Here is a 21,561-nt window from a genome sequence, read left to right as displayed (position 1 = left end):
TGGTTATTTTTTACAAATGAATTTTTGGGTATTTGCTCTTAAACCTTGATATTACGCTTTTTAACGAACATTTTTTTTGAAGAAAGAGGACGGAAGCAACATAAGTATTCGAGGATTTGTTCCTGTTGGATATACAAAAATGTGAGAAAAATGTATATAAATGTAATATTGACGGTAGGGCTTTCCCCTTTTTAGATTAGGACTTGGTTTAGCGTTGAAGCAGCCGTTATGATGGGTAGCGTAAAGAATGTGTCTGGGAATCACCCGGTCAGAAGACATTCAGGCTCTTAGGCCAGCTGTCGCTCTTTGCTTAATCATGTTGAAGGAGGAATAGGTGAATGACGAAAAAGAAGAAGGTATCATCCGTACTCGCAATGACTCTAGCAGCAGGAACGATTTTCTCCGCCCCGATTTATGGACATGCTCAACAAGAGGATGTTCAACCGACCGAAAAGCACGAATGGGCAAAATCGATTAACACCGAGAAAATAAAAGGGAAAGCGCAGCAGCTTAAATCGATCGATAAGCAGCTTGTAAAGATTGAACATAAGCTTGTAGAATATAAACAAGAAGTCGATTCGTTAAATTTAGAGACTCCAGCAGTTGAAGAAAGTGATGGAAATGAGCCAGCAGTTGAAGAAACAACAGAGAACACAAAATACGCAAATAAATTACAAGCTTTAGAGAATCGTTTGGGAGCTGTAAACAACCGACTGGATTCCTTAGCTTCAAAAGGAACATCCCAAGTGGAAGTACAAGAGCGTGAAGAAAAAGTAGAAATTCTCCAAGTCCAAGTGAATACGTTAATCCAAACCATTGTCGATGAAGCACCAGAAGTACCGGTGCCAGCACCTGAAGAGGGTGAAACAGAAACACCAGCTCCAACGCCTGAAGAGGGCGAAGTAGAAGCGCCAGCTCCGGCACCTGAAGAAGGCGAAGCAGAAACACCAGCTCCAACACCTGAAGAAGGCGAAGCAGAAACACCAGCTCCAGCACCTGAAGAAGGCGAAGCAGAAACACCAGCTCCAGCACCTGAAGAAGGCGAAGCAGAAACACCAGCTCCAGCACCTGAAGAAGGCGAAGTAGAAGCGCCAGCTCCAGCACCTGAAGAGGGCGAAGCAGAAACACCAGCTCCAGCACCTGAAGAAGGCGAAGCAGAAACACCAGCTCCAACACTTGAAGAGGGTGAAACAGAAACACCAGCTCCAGCACTTGAAGAAGGCGAAGCAGAAACACCAGCTCCAACACCTGAAGAGGGTGAAACAGAAACACCAGCCCCAACACCTGAAGAGGGTGAAACAGAAACACCAGCTCCAGCACCTGAAGAAGGCGAAGCAGAAACACCAGCCCCAACACCTGAAGAGGGCGAAGCAGAAACACCAGCCCCAGCACCTGAAGAGGGCGAAGCAGAAACACCAGCCCCAGCACCTGAAGAAGGCGAAGCAGAAGCGCCAGCTCTAGCACCTGAAGAAGGCGAAGCAGAAGCGCCAGCTCCAGCAGCTGAAGAAGGTGAAACAGAAGCACCAGCTCCAGCAGCTGAAGAGGGCGAAGCAGAAACACCAGCTCCAACACCTGAAGAAGGCGACATTGAAACTGCTCCCGAAGAAATAACGCCTGAAATCCCGGTTGCTGAAGAAGCACCAGCAGTAGAAGAAGGAATGGTTGAAACGCCAGTAGAACCTGTAGTGAACGAAGTAGAAGAGGTTACGGCAGGCGGGGGTGTAACTGATAGACTAGATGACTTGGAAAACCGCTTGAACGAACTTGCAGAACAGATTAATTCTCAAAGCACAGGAGGAACAATTCTGTAAGAAAAATGAAAACTATAATTAGACAGGCTCCCGATTTTGGGAGTCTGTTTTGTTGTGAGTTGACAATCCGTGTTAATATAGAAAAATACGAAAGAGTTTGATCATCCAGAGGAGGAGTAAATTGATGTCAGTTGGACGCAATGAACCATGTCCATGCGGAAGCGGGAAAAAGTTCAAAAAATGCTGTGGCAAAGTGGAAGGCTCAGCGATTCACGGAGTAATGCAGGAAGAATTGGAAAATCTACAGCGCGAATTAATTGATTACGCGATGGAACATTATTCACATGAAATGAAAAAGCAGTTTCAATCGCTCTTACATACATATGAAGTTCTCCGCAAAGATCCGCAAGTTTATTTAGTTGCTTTTGAAATCTGGTTTATTTTAACGAGACCAGTTAAAAACGGCCAGACAATTCTAGAAGAGTTTGTAGCCCTTCGTGCGCAATCTGTGAAAAGGGAGAGAACAAGAAACATTTTCCTTACATGGCCAAAGGTGAAATTTACAGCGGGCACCGTCAAGGCCGTCCGGGAAAATATTTATGAAGTAGAAGACGTTTTATCGGGTGAAAAAATAGCGATCCGCGCACGCCGACAGTTGCCGGTAGACGGAGTATTTGTGATCGGCGGATTGCTGCCGTTTGAAAAAGAGTACACGTTCTTTATGATTGATTTCCACTTTGAGCAGCACATGGTGCCGAAAGCGGAGAAGTGGATGGCTTCTCAGTTTGAACAATCGGAAGAAAAGAGCTCACAAGCCTTTTTAGCTGAAAATTGGCTGTCCGTGCTTGAAGGTATATTCGCCATTTACGACGAACGTAACGAAGTTGAGGAACAAGCTTTTGACTACGGTGAATTAAAATGGGAAAAAGAGTCGCAGGAAAAAACAGCGGATGCTTTGCTTGCCTTTTTACAAGAAGAAGGGGTAGAAGAGCTCCGGCAGCAAACAGCGGTGCTTTTATGGAATTTGTACTGCCAAAAAGAAAATCCGACAATTCGCAAACCCGAAATTTATACGGCGGCTCTTTATTCACTATTCCAGTCTTATCAAATTATTGAAACAAGCTATTCCAACAGTGCACTTGCTGCCCGGCTTGAAGTATCTGCTTCGAGTTTATCAAAGCGAGCGAAGGAAATGGAAAAAGTTCTTCAGGAGCGTCTGCAGCAAGGAGAAAAAGCTGCTCAAAAATAAAAACGCCTTTTATGGGCGTTTTTATTTTTGAAGAAGCCCTCCGTGTGCCGTTCAGTTGTTTCAAGTAGGCGATAGTGGTAATATTGAATAGGAATTTTATGAGATTTATTGGCTCACGGACTAACTTGTTGCAAGTAAAAAGGAGCGGCTATAAATGGGTTTATTAACGAAAATGTTTGATGCAAATAAACGAGATGTAAAGCGATTAGAAAAGATGGCACTGAAAATCGAGGGGTTGGCAGATGAAATGGAAAATCTGTCTGATGAAGAGCTTCGTGCCAAAACGATAGAGTTTCAAGAGCGGTATGCGAAAGGCGAATCGCTTGATGATTTGTTAACAGAAGCGTTCGCCGTTGTGCGTGAAGGGGCGCGCCGTGTGCTCGGCCTTTATCCTTACCGTGTCCAGTTGATGGGGGGGATTGCTCTTCACGAAGGCAATATTTCCGAGATGAAAACGGGTGAAGGGAAAACGCTGACAGCGACGATGCCGGTATATTTAAATGCCATTACGAAAAAAGGCGTTCATGTTATTACAGTCAACGAATATCTCGCTTCCCGTGACGCAGCGGAAATGGGCGAACTATATAATTTTCTCGGCTTAACGGTTGGCTTGAACTTAAACAGCTTGTCGAAAGAAGAGAAAAAAGAAGCGTATGCAGCGGATATTACGTACGGAACGAACAATGAGTTCGGCTTTGATTATTTGCGGGACAATATGGTGCTTTATAAAGAACATAAAGTACAGCGCCCGCTTCATTATTCTGTCATTGATGAAGTCGACTCGATTTTAATTGATGAAGCACGGACGCCGCTCATCATTTCCGGCCAGGCGCAAAAATCCACTCAGCTGTACATTCACGCGAACAGCTTTGTCCGTACGTTAAAGAAGGAAGACGACTACACGTACGATGAAAAAACAAAAAGCGTGCTGCTGACAGAGGACGGGATTAATAAAGCGGAAAAAGCGTTCAGCATCGAAAACTTGTTTGATTTAAAACACGTGACGCTGAATCACCACATTAATCAAGCGTTAAAAGCACATGTAACGATGCAGCGCGACGTTGATTACGTAGTACAGGAAGATGAAGTCGTCATCGTAGACCAGTTTACTGGCCGCTTAATGAAAGGGCGCCGTTACAGCGATGGCCTTCACCAGGCAATTGAAGCGAAAGAAGGCGTCTCTATTCAGAATGAAAGCATGACAATGGCGACGATCACATTCCAGAACTTTTTCCGGATGTACGAAAAGCTGTCCGGTATGACGGGTACAGCGAAAACGGAAGAAGAAGAGTTCCGCAACATTTACAACATGAGAGTCATCAGCATTCCGACGAACCGTCCGATTGCCCGTGATGACCGGGCGGATTTAATTTATGCTTCCATCGAAGGCAAATTTCGGGCTGTTGTGGAAGACATTTATCAGCGTTATCAATTGAAGCAGCCGGTGTTAGTCGGTACAGTGGCGATTGAAACGTCTGAATTGATTTCTTCTTTGCTGACAAAACGTGGTGTTCCTCATAACGTGTTAAATGCGAAAAATCATGGCCGTGAAGCGGAAATTATTATTGAAGCCGGTCAGCCGGGTGCTATAACGATAGCCACAAACATGGCCGGACGTGGAACAGACATTAAGCTCGGAGAAGGTGTGAAAGAACTTGGCGGTCTTGCTGTCATTGGTACCGAACGCCATGAATCGCGCCGAATCGATAATCAGCTGCGCGGACGTTCGGGCCGTCAAGGGGACCCGGGGGTTACGCAGTTTTATCTTTCTATGGAAGATGAACTCATGCGCCGCTTCGGGTCTGATAACATGAAATCAATGATGGAAAGGCTCGGCATGGATGACAGCCAGCCAATTCAGAGCAAAATGGTCAGCAAAGCGGTAGAGTCCGCCCAAAAACGTGTCGAAGGCAACAACTTTGATGCCCGTAAACGCCTGCTTGAATACGATGATGTCTTGCGCCAGCAACGTGAAATTATTTATAAACAGCGTGATGATGTATTGGAATCAGAAAACCTGCGCGAAATTTTAGAAGGCATGATCATGACGGTCATTAAACAAGCTGTCCAGGCGCAAGTGAACACGGCTGAATCAGAAGAACAGTGGAACTTGCAAGGAATCGCTGATTACGTAAACGGTAATTTGCTAAGTGAAGGCGAACTTACAATAGCTGACTTGCAAGGCAAAGACGCCGATGAAATGATTGATGTCATCTATGCCAAAGTGAAAGCGCGATATGACGAAAGAGAAGAACAAATGGGGGAAGAGCAAACGCGGGAATTTGAAAAAGTCGTGCTGCTTCGTGCCGTCGATTCTAAGTGGATTAACCACATCGATGCTATGGACCAGCTGCGCCAGGGAATCCATCTGCGCGCCTACGGCCAAATCGATCCGCTGCGCGAATACCAAAACGAAGGCTTCGCCATGTTCGAAAGCATGGTCGCTTCCATCAACGAAGAAGCAGCCAAATACGTCATGAAAGCCGAAATTCGCAACAATCTCGAGCGCCAGGAAGTCGCCAAAGGCCAAGCCGTCAACCCGAAAGAAGACGAAGGCAAGAAAGCCAAAAAGAAACCCGTACGAAAAGCCCCCGAAGTCGGCAGAAACGAACCATGCCCATGCGGCAGCGGCAAAAAATACAAAAACTGTTGTGGGTAAGTAGAAAAGCGGAAGGCGCTCGTTCAGCGCGATAGCGGATTTATAGCTCTCGACAAGGAGTCGTTCTTTGACTCCGACAGAGAGAGCGAAATCAGCGTACGCGCTAGCGCCTGCAGCTGGACAATAGAAAAGCGAAAGGCGCTCGTTCAACGTGAACAAAATGTTTGAAATGGCGAACAACGTGCTAAAAACGTGAAAAAAGTAGCCAAAGTGACGAACAACGCACCAAAGTCGTGAACAACATAGCCAAAGTGATGAACAACGCGCTAAAATCGTGAAGAAAGTAGCCAAAATGACGAACAACGTGCCAAATTCGTGAACAACATAGCTAAAATGATGAACAACACAGCAAAAGTAACAAATAGTTTTGATTTTTTATCATAAAAATGAATAAGAGGTGCTTATATGGAATTATTTGAGATTCGAAATGAGTTAGACAAAACAGCTAAGAAATTGGCGGACTTCAGGGGGTCTCTTTGACTTAGAAAACAAAGAGGAACGTATTGCGGCGCTTGATGATGAAATGCTTCACCCGAACTTTTGGGATGATCAGCAGGCCGCTCAAGTGGTCATTAATGAAGCGAACGGTTTAAAAGAAATTGTCAATGAGTACAATGATTTGCTGGAGACGCAGGAGAACCTGGAGCTGACGCATGAGCTTGTGAAAGAGGAAGCGGATGCTGAACTTCAAGGTGAGCTGGAAAGTGAGCTGGAGGAATTTCGCAATCAAATCAGTGATTTTGAATTGCAGCTGCTATTAAGTGATCCTTATGATAAGAACAATGCCCTTTTAGAACTTCATCCTGGAGCGGGCGGTACGGAGTCACAAGATTTTGGTTCGATGTTGCTGCGCATGTATACGCGATGGGGAGAGAAGCAGGGCTTTAAAGTGGAAACGATGGATTATCTGCCTGGAGATGAAGCTGGTGTGAAAAGCGTTACCCTTTTATTCAAAGGTCACAATGCATACGGCTATTTGAAAGCGGAAAAAGGCGTTCATCGTTTAGTACGCATTTCACCATTCGATTCATCCGGACGCCGGCACACCTCGTTCGTTTCATGCGAAGTTATGCCGGAATTTAACGATGAAATTGAAATTGATATCCGCACGGAAGATTTGAAAGTTGATACGTATCGGGCAAGCGGCGCCGGCGGACAGCACGTGAATACGACAGATTCAGCCGTCCGGATTACACACGTGCCGACGAATACAATCGTAACGTGCCAGTCAGAGCGGTCGCAAATTAAAAACCGTGACCAAGCGATGAAAATGCTGAAAGCGAAATTGTATCAGAAGAAAATTGAAGAACAGGAAGCGGAACTCGCGGAAATTCGCGGCGAGCAAAAGGAAATTGGCTGGGGAAGCCAAATCCGTTCATACGTGTTCCATCCGTACTCCATGGTAAAAGACCATCGTACAAATGAAGAAACAGGAAACGTGCAAGCTGTTATGGACGGCGACATCACCCCGTTCATTAATGCGTATTTGCGCTCCCGATTATAAAAGAACGACAGTTGCCCTTTGCTGAAGCAGTCAGCAAAGGGTTTTATTTAACCGCGGAATTAGCACGATTTTGAGACGCGCTTGCAAACAAAACGATCGATTTAGACAAATTAGGTTTAAAGCAGTCGAAAATGGTTATTTTAATAATTATATGATGAGAAAAAGTATGTGCCGGGTGGTTACATAAAATCAACCGCAATGGGGTAAAATATCCTTTAATGCAGGATGAAAGAATACCGGGTAGCCTTTCCATATGTAAACAGCCAGTTAAACAAATTTCACAAAGGTGAAACAAGTAGTAAAAAGGGTTTGATCAGGCTATGTTTGTCATTACTTTGGCCGGTTTTCCTCCGAGCTTTGAGAAGGTTTTAAAACATGGCAATTCTGGTATACTTAACATGCATTGCGTAATTTCACCAAGGAGGAGAGAACATGAAATTCAAAAAATCATTAATGGCTTTGTTAATTGGTTCATCTATGGCGCTGGCTGCATGCGGCGGCGGAGATGGAGATGACAAAGCAAATGAAGGCAACAATGATGCAGGAACAGAAACTGCGAATGCACGTGGTGAAGAAGTGTATAAGCAAAGCTGTCTTAGCTGTCACGGAGAAAACCTTGAAGGCGCGGTCGGTCCAGCTTTAGATAAAGTAGGAGCCGATCACAGTAAAGACGATATTTTAAACATCATTAAAAACGGACAAGGCCAAATGCCTCCAAATGTTGTTGAAGGCGCAGATGCCGAAGCAGTTGCTGAGTGGCTGGCTACAAAAAAATAAGAACGATGCAAAGAACGCAGCGATTGGGCTGCGTTTTTTTATTTTGTCTCCCATCGCACAGCGAAAAACCCTCCGCCTGCTCGATCCAACAAAAAACACCTCCATATTTCGACAAAAAATGTTTTCTTTCAGATTGGTTGTTACAAAATATTTCAATTTTTTTAGACCGCTTATTAGCAGAGCAACAAAGAAAAGCCGATCGTTTATGTTGAAAAACTTGAAAAATAATCGGGAATATTACGGTTTGAAAAGAAAATGTAATAAAAATATCCATTAACATGCGTTTAATCAATGCTATAATAAATCTGGATTTAGGAAGAAAGAAGCTGGGTTCTTCAGCTTTTTTTTCGTATAACTGACAAAAAACGATAGGTGATTTCATGATAGAAATGAAAGACGTGACAAAAAAATACTCGAATGGAGTAACGGCTTTGCGGAGCATTGACGTTTCCATTAAACAAGGTGAATTTGTCTATGTCGTCGGGCCGAGCGGTGCCGGCAAGTCGACTTTCATCAAGATGATGTACAGAGAGGAAAAACCGACGGAAGGCCGGATCGTTGTAAATGGAGTGAATTTGTCGACATTAAAAGACAGAAATGTTCCATTGCTGCGCCGCCAGATTGGTGTCGTATTTCAGGATTTCAAACTGCTGCCAACTCTTACGGTCTATGAAAATGTTGCATTCGCCTTGGAAGTGATCGAAGAAAGCCCTGCTGTTATTAAAAAGCGGGTGCTGGATGTGCTGAATCTCGTCGGCCTAAAAAACAAAGCGAGAATGATTCCGTCTGAACTATCCGGCGGAGAACAGCAGCGCGTTTCGATTGCGCGCTCCATCGTCAACAAGCCGAAAGTCGTCATTGCGGACGAGCCAACAGGAAATCTTGACCCGGATACAGCTTGGGATATTATGAGCATCTTTGAAAAAATTAATGATCAAGGCACGACCCTCGTGATGGCTACGCACAACAAAGAAATTGTCAACACGATTCGCCGCCGGGTGATCGCGATTGAAAACGGCCGGATTGTCCGGGATGAACAGCGGGGTGATTACGGGTATGAAGCCTAGTACATTCCGCCGCCATTTTCGGGAGAGCTTCAAAAATTTAAGCAGAAATGGCTGGATGACATTTGCTGCTGTGTCGGCTGTGACCGTTACGCTCTTGTTAGTCGGTGTTTTTCTCACCGTTCTACTGAACTTAAACAAGGCAGCAACCGATATAGAAAAAGACGTTGAAGTGCGCGTGCTGATCAAGCTCGACGCAACCGAAACTGAGCAGCAGGCGCTGAAAGAGCAGATTAAAAACCTGCCTGAAGTAGAGAGTATTACATATTCTACGAAAGAAAAAGAGCTGCAAAATTTAATTAAAGACCTCGGTGATGACTTTGCTTTGTTTGAACAAAACAACCCGTTATACGATGTGTTCGTCGTGAAAACGAAGCGGCCGGCAGACACACCGAAAGCGGCCAAGAAAATTAAAACATTTGATTATACAGAAGACGCTATTTATGGTGAGAAAAAAGTCGAAAGGCTATTTAGCTTTTTAAAGACAAGCCGGAATATTGGCATGATCTTGAGCCTTGGCTTATTGTTTACTGCGATGTTTTTAATTTCAAATACAATTAAAATGACGATTTTTGCACGACGCAAAGAAATTGAGATTATGAGATTAGTAGGAGCCACAAACTGGTTTATTCGCTGGCCGTTCTTATTAGAAGGGCTGTGGCTTGGACTAATCGGTTCCATACTGCCTGTTGCAGCGATAGCTATCGGCTATTCGTATGTCATTGAAGCGATGACGATGCGCATGCAAGGCCATTTCATTCAGCCGCTCGCTTATTTCCCGTTCGTGTGGCAAATCAGCGGCATTATCTTGCTGATCGGTGCGTTTATCGGTATGTGGGGAAGCTTTATGGCCGTTCGCAAATTTTTAAAAGTGTAATAGACAGTATACGTATATTCGCTTAATAAGCGTCTAAACGAGAATTTTTTCAGGGGAACAGAGAGGAGAATTGGAGTTTGAAGAAACGTGTAGGACTAACGGTAGCTTTAGCAGCATCACTAGGATTTGGAAGTACTTTTGGACTGGCGGAAGAGGTATTTGCTTCAAAGTTATCCGATCTCGAAAGCCGCCAGCACCAAATTGACGAGAAACAATCAAATATTGAGCAAAACATCAATGAGAAAAATAAAAAAATCACGGAACTGCAAAGCGAGCAGGAAAAGCTGTCTGCAGAAATTAAGCAGCTTGATCAATCGATTTCAAAAGCAGAAAAGCAAATTCGTGAAAAACAAACAGACATTGCTGAGACAAAAAAAGAAATTACTAAACTCCAAAAAGAAATAGAAGAATTAAAAGTCCGCATTGCGGAGCGGAATCTCGTTTTGCAAGAGCGTGCCCGTTCCCTCCAGCAAAGCGGTGGTTCAGCGAGCTACATGGACGTGCTGCTTGGTTCAGAAAGTTTCAGTGATTTTATTAACCGTGCGAGTGCGGTGACAACTCTTGTGAATGCGGATAAAGAAATTTTAGAAGAGCAAGAGAAAGATAAAGCGCAGCTTGAAGAAAATGAAAAGAAAGTAAAAGAAAAGCTGGCTAATCTTGAAAATATGCTTGCTGACTTGCAAGAATTAAAATCGGGCCTTGATAAGAAAAAGACAGAGAAAGATAAAGTCATGGCCAAGCTGGCAAGTGAAGAAGATCATACGCACAACCAAAAATTGAGCTTAACAGAAGAACAGGAATTGCTTTCTTCTCAAGAAGCAGCGATTAAAGCAGCGATTTCTTCTGAAAAAGCGCGCCTAGCGACAGAAGAAAAAGCACGTCAAGAGCAGGAACGTCTTGCTCGTGAAAAAGAGCAGCAGGCCGCAGTGAGCGAAAAGAAAAACAGCAGCAAGCCTGCCCCTGCTAAAGAAGAAACAGCGCCAGTCAGCCGCTCAAATGACGCGCCAGCTGTTTCATCAGGTTCATTTATGCGTCCGGCTCAAGGGCATGTGTCTTCCGAATTTGGCTTAAGAAGCTTAGGCGACCATAAAGGCATTGATATTGCGAATGGCGTCAGCGTGCCGATCGTGGCCGCGGCTGACGGAGTAGTTATCCGTTCTTACTACTCATCTTCTTATGGAAACGTTATTTTGGTATCGCATTCCATTAATGGAAAAGTATTCACAACCGTTTATGCCCATTTGTCTGAGCGTGTCGTACAAGGTGGAAGCGTCTCAAAAGGCCAAACACTCGGCTATATGGGAAATACAGGCCGTTCTTTCGGACAGCACTTGCACTTTGAGATTCACGAAGGACCGTGGACGCTGTCAAAAGAAAATGCTGTTGACCCGCGCAAGTATATTAACTTTTAATGTTGAGCTGCCTCAAAAGCTTTTAAAAGCTGCTGGAGGCAGCTTTTTTATTACTTATTGTTCTCTTTTCTGCTTCTGCCTAAAGATTCGGATCTGGGCGTTCGCCCGCGCAATCTTCCCCTTTTTGAATAATCTGTAATTGTAAGTGCAGGGGAGGTGTAAAGTATGAGCGGTGGTGGCGGATACGGAAGCGGATTTGCGTTAATCGTTGTCTTGTTCATTCTCTTAATCATTGTTGGAGCAGCTTATATTGGCTGGGGCTACTAATGATTATTGAAGAGAAGGAAAACGGGTTGACCTTTTAAGGCAGCCCGTTTTTAACTATAATGAAAGACGTTGGACGAAGACGTCGTTTTATTGTAAAGTGATACCTATATGAGTATAAGGGAGCAGATGATATGTGTGTTTATTTTTTTAGGGGAAAAGCTGAGTATAACCTGGCTCTGTCAGAAAAACGAATGAATGAAAGCAGCGTAGAAGATGATATTTTTCTGTCAAAGGAATAAAATGAAATGAACTGGTTTACGATTGGTTCTTTGACCGTACATGCTTCCCAACTCGCCGTGATTGCTGCTTTTTTCATTTCAGCCATTGTTCTCTGGCTGAAAAAGGACAAGGTGCTTTTAGATGTTTACGGAAACGCTGTCTTTCTCTTTATCGCTGTATGGAAACTGAGCATCCTCTTGTTCAGCTTTTCACTCGTAATGCAGGCGCCTTTGTCGCTTTTATATTTTAATGGCGGCTGGAAAGGGGTTTGGCTCGCATTTATATTCGTTCTTTTGTACATTGTCTGGAAATGCCCGGCTGAAAAACGGGCACTGGCTGCTTGGATATGGATGCTGACAGGAGTCTCATTTGAAATCGTTTTAGCCTTGTTAACCGGACAAGCAGTCCTTTGGCCGCTCATCCAGCTGGCCGGGGGAGTCGTCTTGCTCGCTATACCTATGAAGCAAATAAGGGGCACAGTCTGGCTGTTTACGTTATGGCAGCTGTTGTTTGAGTCGTTGACCGCTGAGTTATTTTCAAGTGGCGGTCTGCTGTATATAGGTGCAGCGTTGTTTTTTACTTTAATCATCAGGAGGGATCCAGTTGAATAAAAAATGGTTTGGCGTGTTGCTGCTCGTGTTGCTCGTTGGCATTGCAGCAATGAACATTATGAAGGATAAGAAGGAAATTACGGAAATTGAAAATCCGGGCTTAAAAGTGACGGATGAAAGAATCGCTTCAGGAGCAGTATCCGGTATCGGACTCGGCGATAAAGCACCTGATTTCACTCTACAAACACTAGATGGAAAAAAAGTGTCGCTGTCAGATTATGAAGGCAAAAAAGTCATTTTAAATTTCTGGGCGACGTGGTGCCCGCCTTGTAAAGCGGAAATGCCCCATATGCAAAACTTTTATAAAAAAGAAGCTGAAAAAAGCAACGTGGAAATTTTATCGGTAAATTTAACGAGTGCAGACAAAAGCAAAGAAGCGGTGGCCGAATTTGCCAAGCAATATGACTTAACGTTCCCAATCCCGCTTGATGTTGACGGAACGATCGGTGAACAATACGAAGTCGTCACCATCCCGACTTCCTACATTCTTAACACCGACCGCACCGTCCACCAAAAAATCATCGGACCCATGGACGAACAAATGATGCACCAACTCATCAGCGAACTAAAATAAAAGGAATCAATTCTTCAGCGCTTTAAAGTGTTGGGGGACTGACCCCCGCTGCGATAACGCGTTAAAGTGCTGCAGGCTGATTTGATTACGAAGGAGTGCTTTATGGAATGGAAGGTCAATCATTTAGGACGAAGGCGGTCCATAGCGGGCTTATGGAGGGGCGTCAGTTTAAAACGAAGGCAACGCCCATTTACCAGACGTCTGTTTTTTCGTTTAACAGCTTAGAAGAGCTGGAAGGGTATTTTGAAGGGGACACTCCTTATTTGTATACGCGGAACGGCAACCCTAATTCAGATGAGCTGGCAAAGGGGGTGGCGGCACTTGAATCTGCTCCTGATGGTGTGGCCGCTTCATCCGGCCTTGGAGCGATTTTAGCAGGTATTTTAGCGGTGGCACAAAGCGGCCATCATATCGTCGCGGCAAGCGATCTGTACGGAGGCACTTACCACCTGATCAAAGAAGAGTTGAAGGCGTTCGGTATTACTGCTTCGTTTGTTGATTTTAGTGACGGCCGGGCAATCGAAGCAGCTATTCAGCCAAATACGAAGCTGTTGTATACGGAAACGATAACAAACCCTTTTTTACGGGTAGAAAATGTGGATGCGCTTGTGGAGACTGCTAAAAAGCACGAGCTCTATACGATGGTTGATAACACGTTTGCAACGCCTTATTTACTGCAGCCTTATACGAAGGGAATCGACCTTGTTGTTCACAGTGCAACAAAGTATATCGGAGGCCATAGCGATATTACAGCCGGTGTTGTAGCCGGCCGCAAGGAGCTCATTGCCGCTGCCCGCAGCCGAATCGTAAATATGGGAATGAACTTAAGCCCGTTCGAATCATGGCTTGCTTACCGCGGGTTAAAAACATTAGCTATTCGTATGGAGCGGCAGGCGAAAAATGCGCAAGAGCTGGCTGATTTTCTCCGCCAGCACAGCCAAGTGAAAAAAATGTATTATCCGGAATACGTGTCTGAACAAGGCAACGGCGCCGTCGTTACGATCGAGTTAAAGGAAGAGATCAATATGAGCCGCTTCTTCTCGTCGCTTGGCTGGATTAAAATCGTTCCTTCCTTAGCAGGTGTGGAAACGACTGTCTCTTATCCGCTCGGCACCTCGCACCGTTCATTGACGGAAAAAGAGAAACACACACTAGGCATCAACGAAAGAGTCGTCCGCATTTCCACCGGCATCGAAGAGTCATCAGATATTATCCGGCAGGTTGAGCAGGCTATCTCTTCTGCGTTACTGCGTTAATATATTGGGGGTCAGTCCCTCATCGCTTTAAAGCGATGAGGGACTGACCCCGTTTTGTGTTCATAACTTGTCCGCCTGCTTCATAGGTTAGGAGAAGGGGCTGTCCGTGCGGAATTGAGCCGGCCGGCTTTTTTAGCTTTCCAAATTGGAGGGGGCGGAATAGTGAAGAGAAAATGGGTGGCAGTGTTGGCGGTGTCTTCTTTTATAACGGGAGCCGGAGGAATGTACGGTGGCCTGGCGGCGCTCGACGGACAAGAGGGCGCGGGCCAGCCGCAAGAGAACGTGCAGAGACAGGCGGCACCGGCTGAGCTGCCGGACGAGCTTCATAAAGTACAGAAAGCATACGAAGTGATTGCTGGTCAATATGTTGAAAAAGTCGACCGTTCTAGTCTAATAGAAGGTGCGATTGACGGAATGGTTGGTTCTTTGCAAGATCCATATTCCGTTTATATGGATGCGGAAACGGTAGAGCAGTTTGAAGAATCGCTCGACTCTTCGTTTGAAGGGATCGGCGCGGAAATTACTGTTGTGGACGGCAAGCTGACAATTGTTGCTCCATTTAAAGATTCTCCGGCGGAAAAAGCTGGGTTGAAACCGAAAGATCAAATTGTCACCATTAACGGCAAGACGGTGAGCGGCCTGACAATTTTTGAGGCGACGAAAAAAATACGCGGCAAAAAGGGAACGACTGTCACGATCGGCATCATCCGTCCTGGCATGACAAAGCCGCTTGATGTAAAAGTAAAGCGCAATGAAATCCCAATTGAAACCGTATTTGCGAAAACGAAGGAAAAGAAGGGCAAGCAGGTTGGAGTTATTGAAATTACATCATTCTCGGAAGAGACAGCAAAGGATTTTAAATCCGAATTGAAAAAGCTTGAGAAAAAAGAACTGGACGGGCTCGTCATTGACGTGCGCGGAAACCCGGGCGGCTTTTTAACGAGCGTAGAAGAGATTTTAAAAGTGCTCATCACAGAAAACAAGCCTTATATGCAAATTGAAGAAAAGACAGGGCGCAAAATACCGTACTTCTCGGAAAAGAAAAAAGTAAAGCCTTATCCGATTGCGGTGCTTACGGATGAAGGCAGCGCTTCCGCTTCGGAAATTCTGGCAGGTGCGTTGAAAGAAGCGGAAGGCTATCCGGTCATCGGTGAAAAGAGCTTCGGCAAAGGTACGGTGCAGCAGCCAGTACCGCTTGGGGATGGCAGCAATTTGAAGCTGACGACTCATAAGTGGCTGACGCCAAACGGCAACTGGATTCATGGAGAAGGCATCCGTCCGGATATTGAAGTAAGGCAGCCGAAATATTTTTATGCACACCCGCTGCAAGTGAATAAACCGCTCACCCGCGAAATGAACAATGACAGCGTGAAAAGCGCTCAGGTGATGCTTGACGGTCTCGGTTACGCCCCCGGCCGGACAGACGGCTATTTCAGTGCCGAAACGGAAAAAGCGGTCCGCGCCCTGCAAATTCAAACAGGATTAGAAGAAACAGGAACGATCGACAAAGAAACAGCAAATAAGCTTGAACAAAAATGGATGGAAGAAATGAAAAAAGAAAAAAATGACCTCCAGCTGCAAGCGGCTTTGGCTTATATAAGAAGTCTAAAAAAGTAAGCAGGATCAATTTATCAATTGCCTGCCCGGATAGCAAAGTGTAAACAGACCGGCCACTGCCTGTCCTATAATTGGAAGCGTAACGCTTCTTTCACAATATATATTCACGCGCCCCCGCTTTCTTTGGTACAATATTCTATATAGTGTAAGCAATATAAGGTGGGGGAACGCCGTGGTACAAGAATGGTTATTGGAGCTTTTGGCTGGCTTCGGAAAATTATTTATTCATCCGGTCTTTTATTTTTCATTTTTACTCGCTTTCGTCGTCGGCATGTTTCGTGTGACGAGAGAGCGAAAAGATTTCCACACGCGTGTGTATGATATTTATCAAGAAATTCGATACATCTTGCCTTCCAGTTTATTTATCGGATTGCTGTTATCCATCGCGGCTATCGCTTCCGGATTAACGCTGCCACTCGAGCTGCTGAACTTTATCGCTGCAGTCACGATCATTTTAAGTGTGGGCGGTTTCCGGCTGCTCTCGCCCGCCTGGACGATCGGTCTCTCTTTGCTCATCTTCGCCGTTTCGGAAAAAACAGGTTATACCTTTATCCCGTATGATGGGCTGTCACTCAGCAAGATATTGATGACGATGGCTGTCTTGTTGGCGCTGTTGTTAATCACTGAAGGCCTGCTTATGTTCAAACGGGGCTGGCAGGGAACGTCTCCGCGCCTCGCAGAAAGCCCGCGCGGATTAAACGTAGGAGTTCAATTCGCTCAACGACTGTGGCTCGTGCCAGTGTTTTTAGTTTTGCCTGCCGGCGATCTTACTTCGCCGTGGCCGTGGTGGCCGGTTATTTCCATTGGAGCAGAAACGTATGCATTCATCTGGTTTCCTTTTTTAGTCGGCTTTGCCCAGCTCATCAAAAGCACACTCCCGGAACTCGCAGTCAAAGCGACCGGGAAAAATATTATAACGGTCGGTGTCATTACGCTTCTACTGGCTGTCGCAGCCTACTGGGTACCGCTCCTCGCGGTGGCAAGCGCCGCTTTCGCTTTCATCAGCCGTATCTGGATTTCCAGGCGGCACTATGCGTATGAAAGGAACCGCCATTATTTCTTTACACCGCAGCCGAAAGGCGTCATGATCCTCGGGATTTTGCCGCACACACCGGCGAAAAAAATGGACTTAAAAATCGGTGAAATTATTTATAAAGTCAATAATATGGAAGTTAACACGTACACTGAGTTTTACGAAGCGCTGCAAAAAAACGCCGCCTATTGCAAACTCGAAGTCGTCGATGTAAACAGCCAAATACGCTTTGTCCAAGGCTCGCTTTACGAAGGAGAGCATCATGGGCTTGGCTTAATTTTAGCCGAAGAGGAAAAAGGGTTTGTGGCAGAAGGAAGTTAACTATGATTTTTCATAATTAATCAGCACATTACTATATCAAAAATCCTCAGGGGAAATTAAATTCCCTTGAGGATTTTCTTCATTCAAAAAACTTTTGGAACAACATCGTTTTCTGCATCTTCTATGATCAAAATCTTCATTTTTTGCAAAGCAGTCACTCCTTTATGCATGACAAATGTCCTTGTGCAGAAAAAGAAAAAGTGGTTATATGTAGTTTACCTGTTTTAGCCGGGAAAATAAAAGTGGTAAAAAGAAAAGGAAGCACGTGTAAAAGAGCTGGATTTTGACTTTTTTGAATGTTTAAAATAGCATTTGTGTAGATAGCTCATTTCTATGATGAAAGACCAGTCTCACTTTTTTATTCGATTATTTGTACTACAGCCGCCGCGGGTATAGCATAAAAACCAAATGAACATCCACTATATAGTAGAAGACCTCAGCCGCTTTCCATTTGGCAAAGAATTTGATATTGTCCCCAGCGTCGGCCTATATAAATGTGCATAACGGGATTGTGGCACAGCCGAGATGACGATTCCTGCCTCGCTTATATTTTAATTTCTAAACATTGACTGAAAAAGGCCAATGTTTTAAAGTAGAAGTATATGTAAAAGTGAGGTGAGGGTGTTGGGAAGGCAATAGAAAGAAGCACACTAATGTTTGCAGGCAGTGCGACTCGGTTTATGGACGAAAACAATCAGACTGATTTTTGTACGCAAACAGGCCGGATCAAGCCTCAGCGCACGAAAAAAAGGACGGTTGAATAGAAATATTCATTTTAATTTAACGGAGGTGTAATTCCTTGCGGCACAACGCTCGCCGCAAGGATCTTATTTGGACATATTAAACTTAATCATGGTTGCCTTTTTGATTGCGTTAACCGGTTTCTTCGTAGCGACCGAGTTTGCAATTGTAAAGGTTAGGAGCACAAGGATCGACCAGTTGGCAGCAGAAGGACGTGCCAATACGAAAGCCGCTAAGAAGATCATTACGAATCTTGATGAGTACTTATCCGCGTGTCAGTTAGGGATCACAGTGACAGCTCTCGGGCTCGGGTGGCTCGGCGAACCGACTGTGGAACGGTTGCTGCATCCGCTGTTTGTACAGCTGAATTTGTCGGAGTCTTTAGTCACGGTATTGTCGTTTGTGATCGCTTTTTCAACAATTACCTTTTTACACGTCGTTGTTGGTGAATTAGCGCCAAAAACAGTGGCGATTCAAAAGGCGGAAGAGGTCACCTTGCTGTTTGCCAAACCAATGATTATTTTTTACCGCCTGATGTATCCATTCATTAAAGCATTAAACGGAGCTTCTAGGCTGTTAATCAGATTATTCGGCTTCAAGCCAGTTTCGGAAAATGAAATGGCTCATACAGAAGAAGAATTGCGTATGATTTTATCGGAAAGCTTGAAAAGCGGAGAAATTAATCAATCGGAATATAAATATGTGAATAATATTTTTGAATTTGATGACCGTCTCGCAAAAGAGATTATGGTTCCGCGTACAGAAGTGACGGCTTTTGACAAGTCGCAAACAGTGGAGCAGTGTATCGTCACAGCCATAGAAGAAAACTATACACGCTACCCGATTGCGGATGGTGACAAAGACCGCATCGTCGGCATGGTCAACATGAAAGAAGTGCTGACGGATTACATTAGAGATGAAAAGAAAAAAAATCTCACGATTGATCATTACATTCGTCCTGTCATTCAAGTAATTGAGTCCATTGCCATTCATGAGTTGCTCGTGAAAATGCAAAAAGAACGCATTCAAATGGCGATCTTAATTGATGAGTACGGCGGCACAGCCGGTCTTGTCACAACAGAAGACATTCTTGAAGAAATCGTCGGCGAAATCCGCGACGAGTTTGACCAGGACGAAACCCCGATGATTAAGCGGGTAAACGACCAGCAAATGATCCTTGATGGAAAAGTGCTGCTCAGCGAAGTGAATGACTTATTCGGACTTGATATCGATGAGGAAGACATCGATACAGTCGGCGGCTGGGTGTTAACGGAGAAATTCGAAGTCCAGGAAGGCGACACAATCGAACGGGGCGGCTGCACATTTAAAGTCATTGAACTCGACGGCTACCACATTAAATTCATCGAAGTCACAAAAGAAGCCCCCGCACCTTCACCGGTAGTCGGGGATATGTTAGAAGAAGCCTGATTCGCTTAGCGAATCAGGCTTTTTTTAGCATGCAAGTTATTTTTTGAACAGTTTAGCTGATTTCATCACGTTTTCGGCAAGTTGTTCATCAATCGCGCCTTCCGCTTTTCTTAGACAAATACAAAGTATATGAATGCTGCGAGCACGATTCGGTAGATGGCGAATGGTGTGAGTTTGACTTTGTTAATGAGTGCTAGGAAGAAGCGGATGGACACCAGGGCGAAGATAAAGGCGCTGATGAAGCCGACAATGAAAAATGGGAGAGCGTCGATTGTGAAGTGCTCCCAGTTTTTGATCAGTGATAATGCACTCGCGCCAGCCATGATTGGCATGGCCATGATAAAGGTAAAGTCAGCGGCTGCCCGATGGCTCATGCCGAGCAGAACGCCTCCAGAGATAGTGGAGCCAGAACGGGAAAAGCCGGGCCAGAGCGCAATACATTGGAATAAGCCAATGAGAAATGCTTGTTTATACGTAATGTCATCAACAGTTTCGGTTTTTACCCGTGCCGGCGCCAGCCAGTCAGCTGCGAGCATAAGCACCGCACCGGCAACTAGTCCAATTAGTACGGTATTCAAATTAAATAAATGTTTATCAATGTAATCTTCAAACAAAAATCCAAGCACAATAGCTGGAATCAATCCAACGAACACTTGGAGCAGCGTCAGCCGGGGACCAGCCTGATACGTTGCACTCGTTCTTTTTTGCAAGCCGAGAAGGTTAATAATCCGGTCTTTAAAAACAACGACGACCGCCAAAATCGATCCGAGCTGAATCACCACTTTAAACGTATTTGCCACCGGCGCTGAAAATAATTCTTTCGATTTTAACAAAATATCGTCCACAATAATCATGTGTCCTGTTGAAGAAACAGGCGCAAACTCAGTGGCCCCTTCCACAAGACCGAGAATAAAAGCAACGAATAATTCCCACCAATTCATTTTTGTCACCTCAAAAAAGTAAAATAAATAGCCACTTAACGATTGTATGGCTACAATGAAAATATGTCTAGGTAAACGAGGAAATGCCATGATTTTTTCTTTTGCTGACTGATCTTGCTTTTAGTTCTGGGGAGGAGTGATGATTTTATGGGAATACATAATTATTTTAAAAGTTTATCTGACTTAGAGCATTTATTCAGATTGCCGGGAAAATTTAAATACCAGTCGCACACGGTGGCTGCCCATTCGTTCAAAGTGACGAAAATCGCACAATTTTTAGGGACGATTGAAGAACTGGCCGGTGTGGAAGTAAATTGGCGGGCTTTGTACGAGAAAGCATTGAACCACGACTATGCAGAGCTGTTCACCGGAGACATTAAAACACCTGTAAAGTATGCTACGAAAGAATTAAAGGACTTATTTTCACAAGTGGAAGAGCAAATGGCAAAGAAGTTTGTCGAGCAGGAATTCCCTGAAGAATTGCAAAGCATATACGTTGAACGATTTAAAGAAGGAAAAGACGATACGCTAGAAGGAAGGATTTTATCAGTAGCAGATAAAATCGACTTGCTTTACGAGTCATTCGGAGAAATTTTAAAACGCAATCCGGAGCCGCTTTTTCTTGAAATTTATAAAGAAGCTTTGTCCACAATTATGGAATTCCATGATATGAATTGTGTGCAGTATTTTATCGAAAACATTTTGCCGGACATGCTTTCTGAAGAATTCATTCCTTACAATGAGCTCAACTACATGACAGAAATGATTGTCCAAAAATATGAGAAAAAATAATATGATTTTCGGAAAAGGGCTTTTTAAATGGACAAGGTTTCAGTATGATGAAGGCAACAAAAGCTTCTTGCGGAGAGTGAGAACATGATAGATAAAATAATAATGGCAATTTTCCTGCCCGGCTTTCTCGTCGTCTTTTTTACAAGAGTAACGTTCAATCACTTTTTAGGCCTCGGTTTGACCGTTGCTTTAATAGCAGCTTCCGCATATAAAGGCTACACCCACACGTGGCCGCTGATTATTATCGACGCTGCTTCCTTAACAGCCGGTTTCTGGCTGTCCAACCGTATGATGAAGGCAAGAAAAGCGTAAGCGCCTTGATCAGCCCCGACAAGCAAATGTTCTTTCCCCTGTCCAGCTGCGCCTCCTTGGGGCTCGAGGTCATATGCCAGTCTGACTGTATGGCTGAAAAGCGCCATTTCGTCATCCTGTCATATGCTTGTCGCCCCAGAGCAGTCGGCTCCGCTT

Annotated in this window: 18 protein-coding genes; 17 read left to right on the top strand and 1 reads right to left on the bottom strand. The window is 44.6% G+C overall.

The window, feature by feature from the left end:
* Nucleotides 1-338 precede the first annotated feature (338 nt).
* The 15 genes from F9802_RS09865 (at nt 339) to F9802_RS09795 (ending at nt 19,360) form a co-directional block, all read left to right on the top strand.
* On the top strand, nt 339-1,811 hold the full coding sequence (locus tag F9802_RS09865; protein ID WP_152151450.1) for a hypothetical protein: 1,473 nt from the start codon (nt 339-341) through the stop codon (nt 1,809-1,811).
* Nucleotides 1,812-1,935: 124 nt separating this feature from the next.
* On the top strand, nt 1,936-3,000 hold the full coding sequence (locus F9802_RS09860) for an SEC-C metal-binding domain-containing protein (protein ID WP_152151448.1): 1,065 nt from the start codon (nt 1,936-1,938) through the stop codon (nt 2,998-3,000).
* Nucleotides 3,001-3,154: 154 nt separating this feature from the next.
* On the top strand, nt 3,155-5,659 hold the full coding sequence (gene secA, locus F9802_RS09855; protein ID WP_152151446.1) for a preprotein translocase subunit SecA: 2,505 nt from the start codon (nt 3,155-3,157) through the stop codon (nt 5,657-5,659).
* 405 nt (nt 5,660-6,064) lie between these two features.
* Nucleotides 6,065-7,163, top strand: a protein-coding gene (gene prfB, locus F9802_RS09850; protein WP_152151444.1) for a peptide chain release factor 2 whose coding sequence is annotated in 2 segments (ribosomal slippage) — nt 6,065-6,136 and nt 6,138-7,163 — 1,098 coding nt in all. Because the reading frame shifts where the segments join, the coding sequence is not laid out codon by codon here.
* 432 nt (nt 7,164-7,595) lie between these two features.
* Nucleotides 7,596-7,940 (top strand): cytochrome c551, encoded by a 345-nt coding sequence (gene cccB / locus F9802_RS09845; RefSeq protein ID WP_152151442.1) that lies wholly within the window; start codon nt 7,596-7,598, stop codon nt 7,938-7,940.
* A 380-nt stretch (nt 7,941-8,320) separates the two neighbouring features.
* Nucleotides 8,321-9,007 (top strand): cell division ATP-binding protein FtsE, encoded by a 687-nt coding sequence (gene ftsE, locus F9802_RS09840; RefSeq protein WP_152151440.1) that lies wholly within the window; start codon nt 8,321-8,323, stop codon nt 9,005-9,007.
* Nucleotides 8,997-9,881: a permease-like cell division protein FtsX gene (ftsX, locus tag F9802_RS09835; protein WP_152151438.1), complete on the top strand. Its 885-nt coding sequence runs from the start codon at nt 8,997-8,999 to the stop codon at nt 9,879-9,881. Before ftsE ends, ftsX begins: the two co-directional genes overlap by 11 nt.
* A 77-nt stretch (nt 9,882-9,958) precedes the next feature.
* Entirely contained in the window at nt 9,959-11,293 is a 1,335-nt protein-coding gene (locus F9802_RS09830) for a murein hydrolase activator EnvC family protein (RefSeq protein ID WP_152151436.1), read from the top strand.
* A 165-nt stretch (nt 11,294-11,458) separates the two neighbouring features.
* On the top strand, nt 11,459-11,560 hold the full coding sequence (locus tag F9802_RS09825; RefSeq protein ID WP_152151433.1) for a YjcZ family sporulation protein: 102 nt from the start codon (nt 11,459-11,461) through the stop codon (nt 11,558-11,560).
* A gap of 245 nt (nt 11,561-11,805) precedes the next feature.
* On the top strand, nt 11,806-12,390 hold the full coding sequence (locus F9802_RS09820) for a hypothetical protein (protein ID WP_152151431.1): 585 nt from the start codon (nt 11,806-11,808) through the stop codon (nt 12,388-12,390).
* Nucleotides 12,383-12,964 (top strand): redoxin domain-containing protein, encoded by a 582-nt coding sequence (locus F9802_RS09815; RefSeq protein WP_152151429.1) that lies wholly within the window; start codon nt 12,383-12,385, stop codon nt 12,962-12,964. The genes F9802_RS09820 and F9802_RS09815 overlap by 8 nt, the downstream gene beginning before the upstream one ends.
* Nucleotides 12,965-13,071: 107 nt before the next feature.
* A complete protein-coding gene (locus tag F9802_RS09810; protein ID WP_152151427.1) occupies nt 13,072-14,220 on the top strand; it encodes a trans-sulfuration enzyme family protein in 1,149 nt (382 codons plus the stop codon).
* 162 nt (nt 14,221-14,382) lie between these two features.
* The gene (locus tag F9802_RS09805; RefSeq protein ID WP_152151425.1) at nt 14,383-15,837 is read left to right on the top strand and encodes a S41 family peptidase; all 1,455 of its coding nucleotides are present in this window, start codon (nt 14,383-14,385) and stop codon (nt 15,835-15,837) included.
* Nucleotides 15,838-16,009: 172 nt separating this feature from the next.
* Nucleotides 16,010-17,191: a PDZ domain-containing protein gene (locus F9802_RS09800; RefSeq protein WP_152151423.1), complete on the top strand. Its 1,182-nt coding sequence runs from the start codon at nt 16,010-16,012 to the stop codon at nt 17,189-17,191.
* 831 nt (nt 17,192-18,022) lie between these two features.
* Nucleotides 18,023-19,360, top strand: a complete 1,338-nt coding sequence (locus F9802_RS09795) for a hemolysin family protein (protein WP_152151420.1) — start codon at nt 18,023-18,025, stop codon at nt 19,358-19,360.
* Between the two features lie 110 nt (nt 19,361-19,470).
* Here F9802_RS09795 and F9802_RS09790 read toward each other — a convergent pair whose 3' ends face one another.
* On the bottom strand, nt 19,471-20,301 hold the full coding sequence (locus tag F9802_RS09790) for an undecaprenyl-diphosphate phosphatase (protein WP_152151418.1): 831 nt from the start codon (nt 20,299-20,301) through the stop codon (nt 19,471-19,473).
* Nucleotides 20,302-20,448: 147 nt separating this feature from the next.
* Here F9802_RS09790 and F9802_RS09785 point away from each other — a divergent pair, with 147 nt between their 5' ends.
* Complete coding sequence (locus tag F9802_RS09785; RefSeq protein WP_152151416.1) at nt 20,449-21,093, top strand: YfbR-like 5'-deoxynucleotidase; 645 nt, start codon at nt 20,449-20,451, stop codon at nt 21,091-21,093.
* 84 nt (nt 21,094-21,177) lie between these two features.
* The gene (locus F9802_RS09780) at nt 21,178-21,405 is read left to right on the top strand and encodes a CsbA family protein (protein ID WP_152151414.1); all 228 of its coding nucleotides are present in this window, start codon (nt 21,178-21,180) and stop codon (nt 21,403-21,405) included.
* Nucleotides 21,406-21,561: the final 156 nt, after the last annotated feature.

Source organism: Bacillus aerolatus, from assembly GCF_009183655.1.
Classification (GTDB): Bacteria; Bacillota; Bacilli; order Bacillales; family Domibacillaceae; genus Pseudobacillus; species Pseudobacillus aerolatus.
This window is presented reverse-complemented; position numbering and strand designations above follow the sequence as displayed.

Bases quoted from the DNA above. Each gene is read 5' to 3' on its own strand.
- F9802_RS09860 (WP_152151448.1), top strand. From the start codon at position 1,936: ATGTCAGTTGGACGCAATGAACCATGTCCATGCGGAAGCGGGAAAAAG.
- ftsE (WP_152151440.1), top strand. From the start codon at position 8,321: ATGATAGAAATGAAAGACGTGACAAAAAAATACTCGAATGGAGTAACG.
- F9802_RS09785 (WP_152151416.1), top strand. From the start codon at position 20,449: ATGGGAATACATAATTATTTTAAAAGTTTATCTGACTTAGAGCATTTA.
- secA (WP_152151446.1), top strand. From the start codon at position 3,155: ATGGGTTTATTAACGAAAATGTTTGATGCAAATAAACGAGATGTAAAG.
- F9802_RS09820 (WP_152151431.1), top strand. From the start codon at position 11,806: ATGAACTGGTTTACGATTGGTTCTTTGACCGTACATGCTTCCCAACTC.
- cccB (WP_152151442.1), top strand. From the start codon at position 7,596: ATGAAATTCAAAAAATCATTAATGGCTTTGTTAATTGGTTCATCTATG.
- F9802_RS09790 (WP_152151418.1), bottom strand. From the start codon at position 20,301: ATGAATTGGTGGGAATTATTCGTTGCTTTTATTCTCGGTCTTGTGGAA.
- F9802_RS09810 (WP_152151427.1), top strand. From the start codon at position 13,072: ATGGAAGGTCAATCATTTAGGACGAAGGCGGTCCATAGCGGGCTTATG.
- F9802_RS09865 (WP_152151450.1), top strand. From the start codon at position 339: ATGACGAAAAAGAAGAAGGTATCATCCGTACTCGCAATGACTCTAGCA.
- ftsX (WP_152151438.1), top strand. From the start codon at position 8,997: ATGAAGCCTAGTACATTCCGCCGCCATTTTCGGGAGAGCTTCAAAAAT.
- F9802_RS09780 (WP_152151414.1), top strand. From the start codon at position 21,178: ATGATAGATAAAATAATAATGGCAATTTTCCTGCCCGGCTTTCTCGTC.
- F9802_RS09825 (WP_152151433.1), top strand. From the start codon at position 11,459: ATGAGCGGTGGTGGCGGATACGGAAGCGGATTTGCGTTAATCGTTGTC.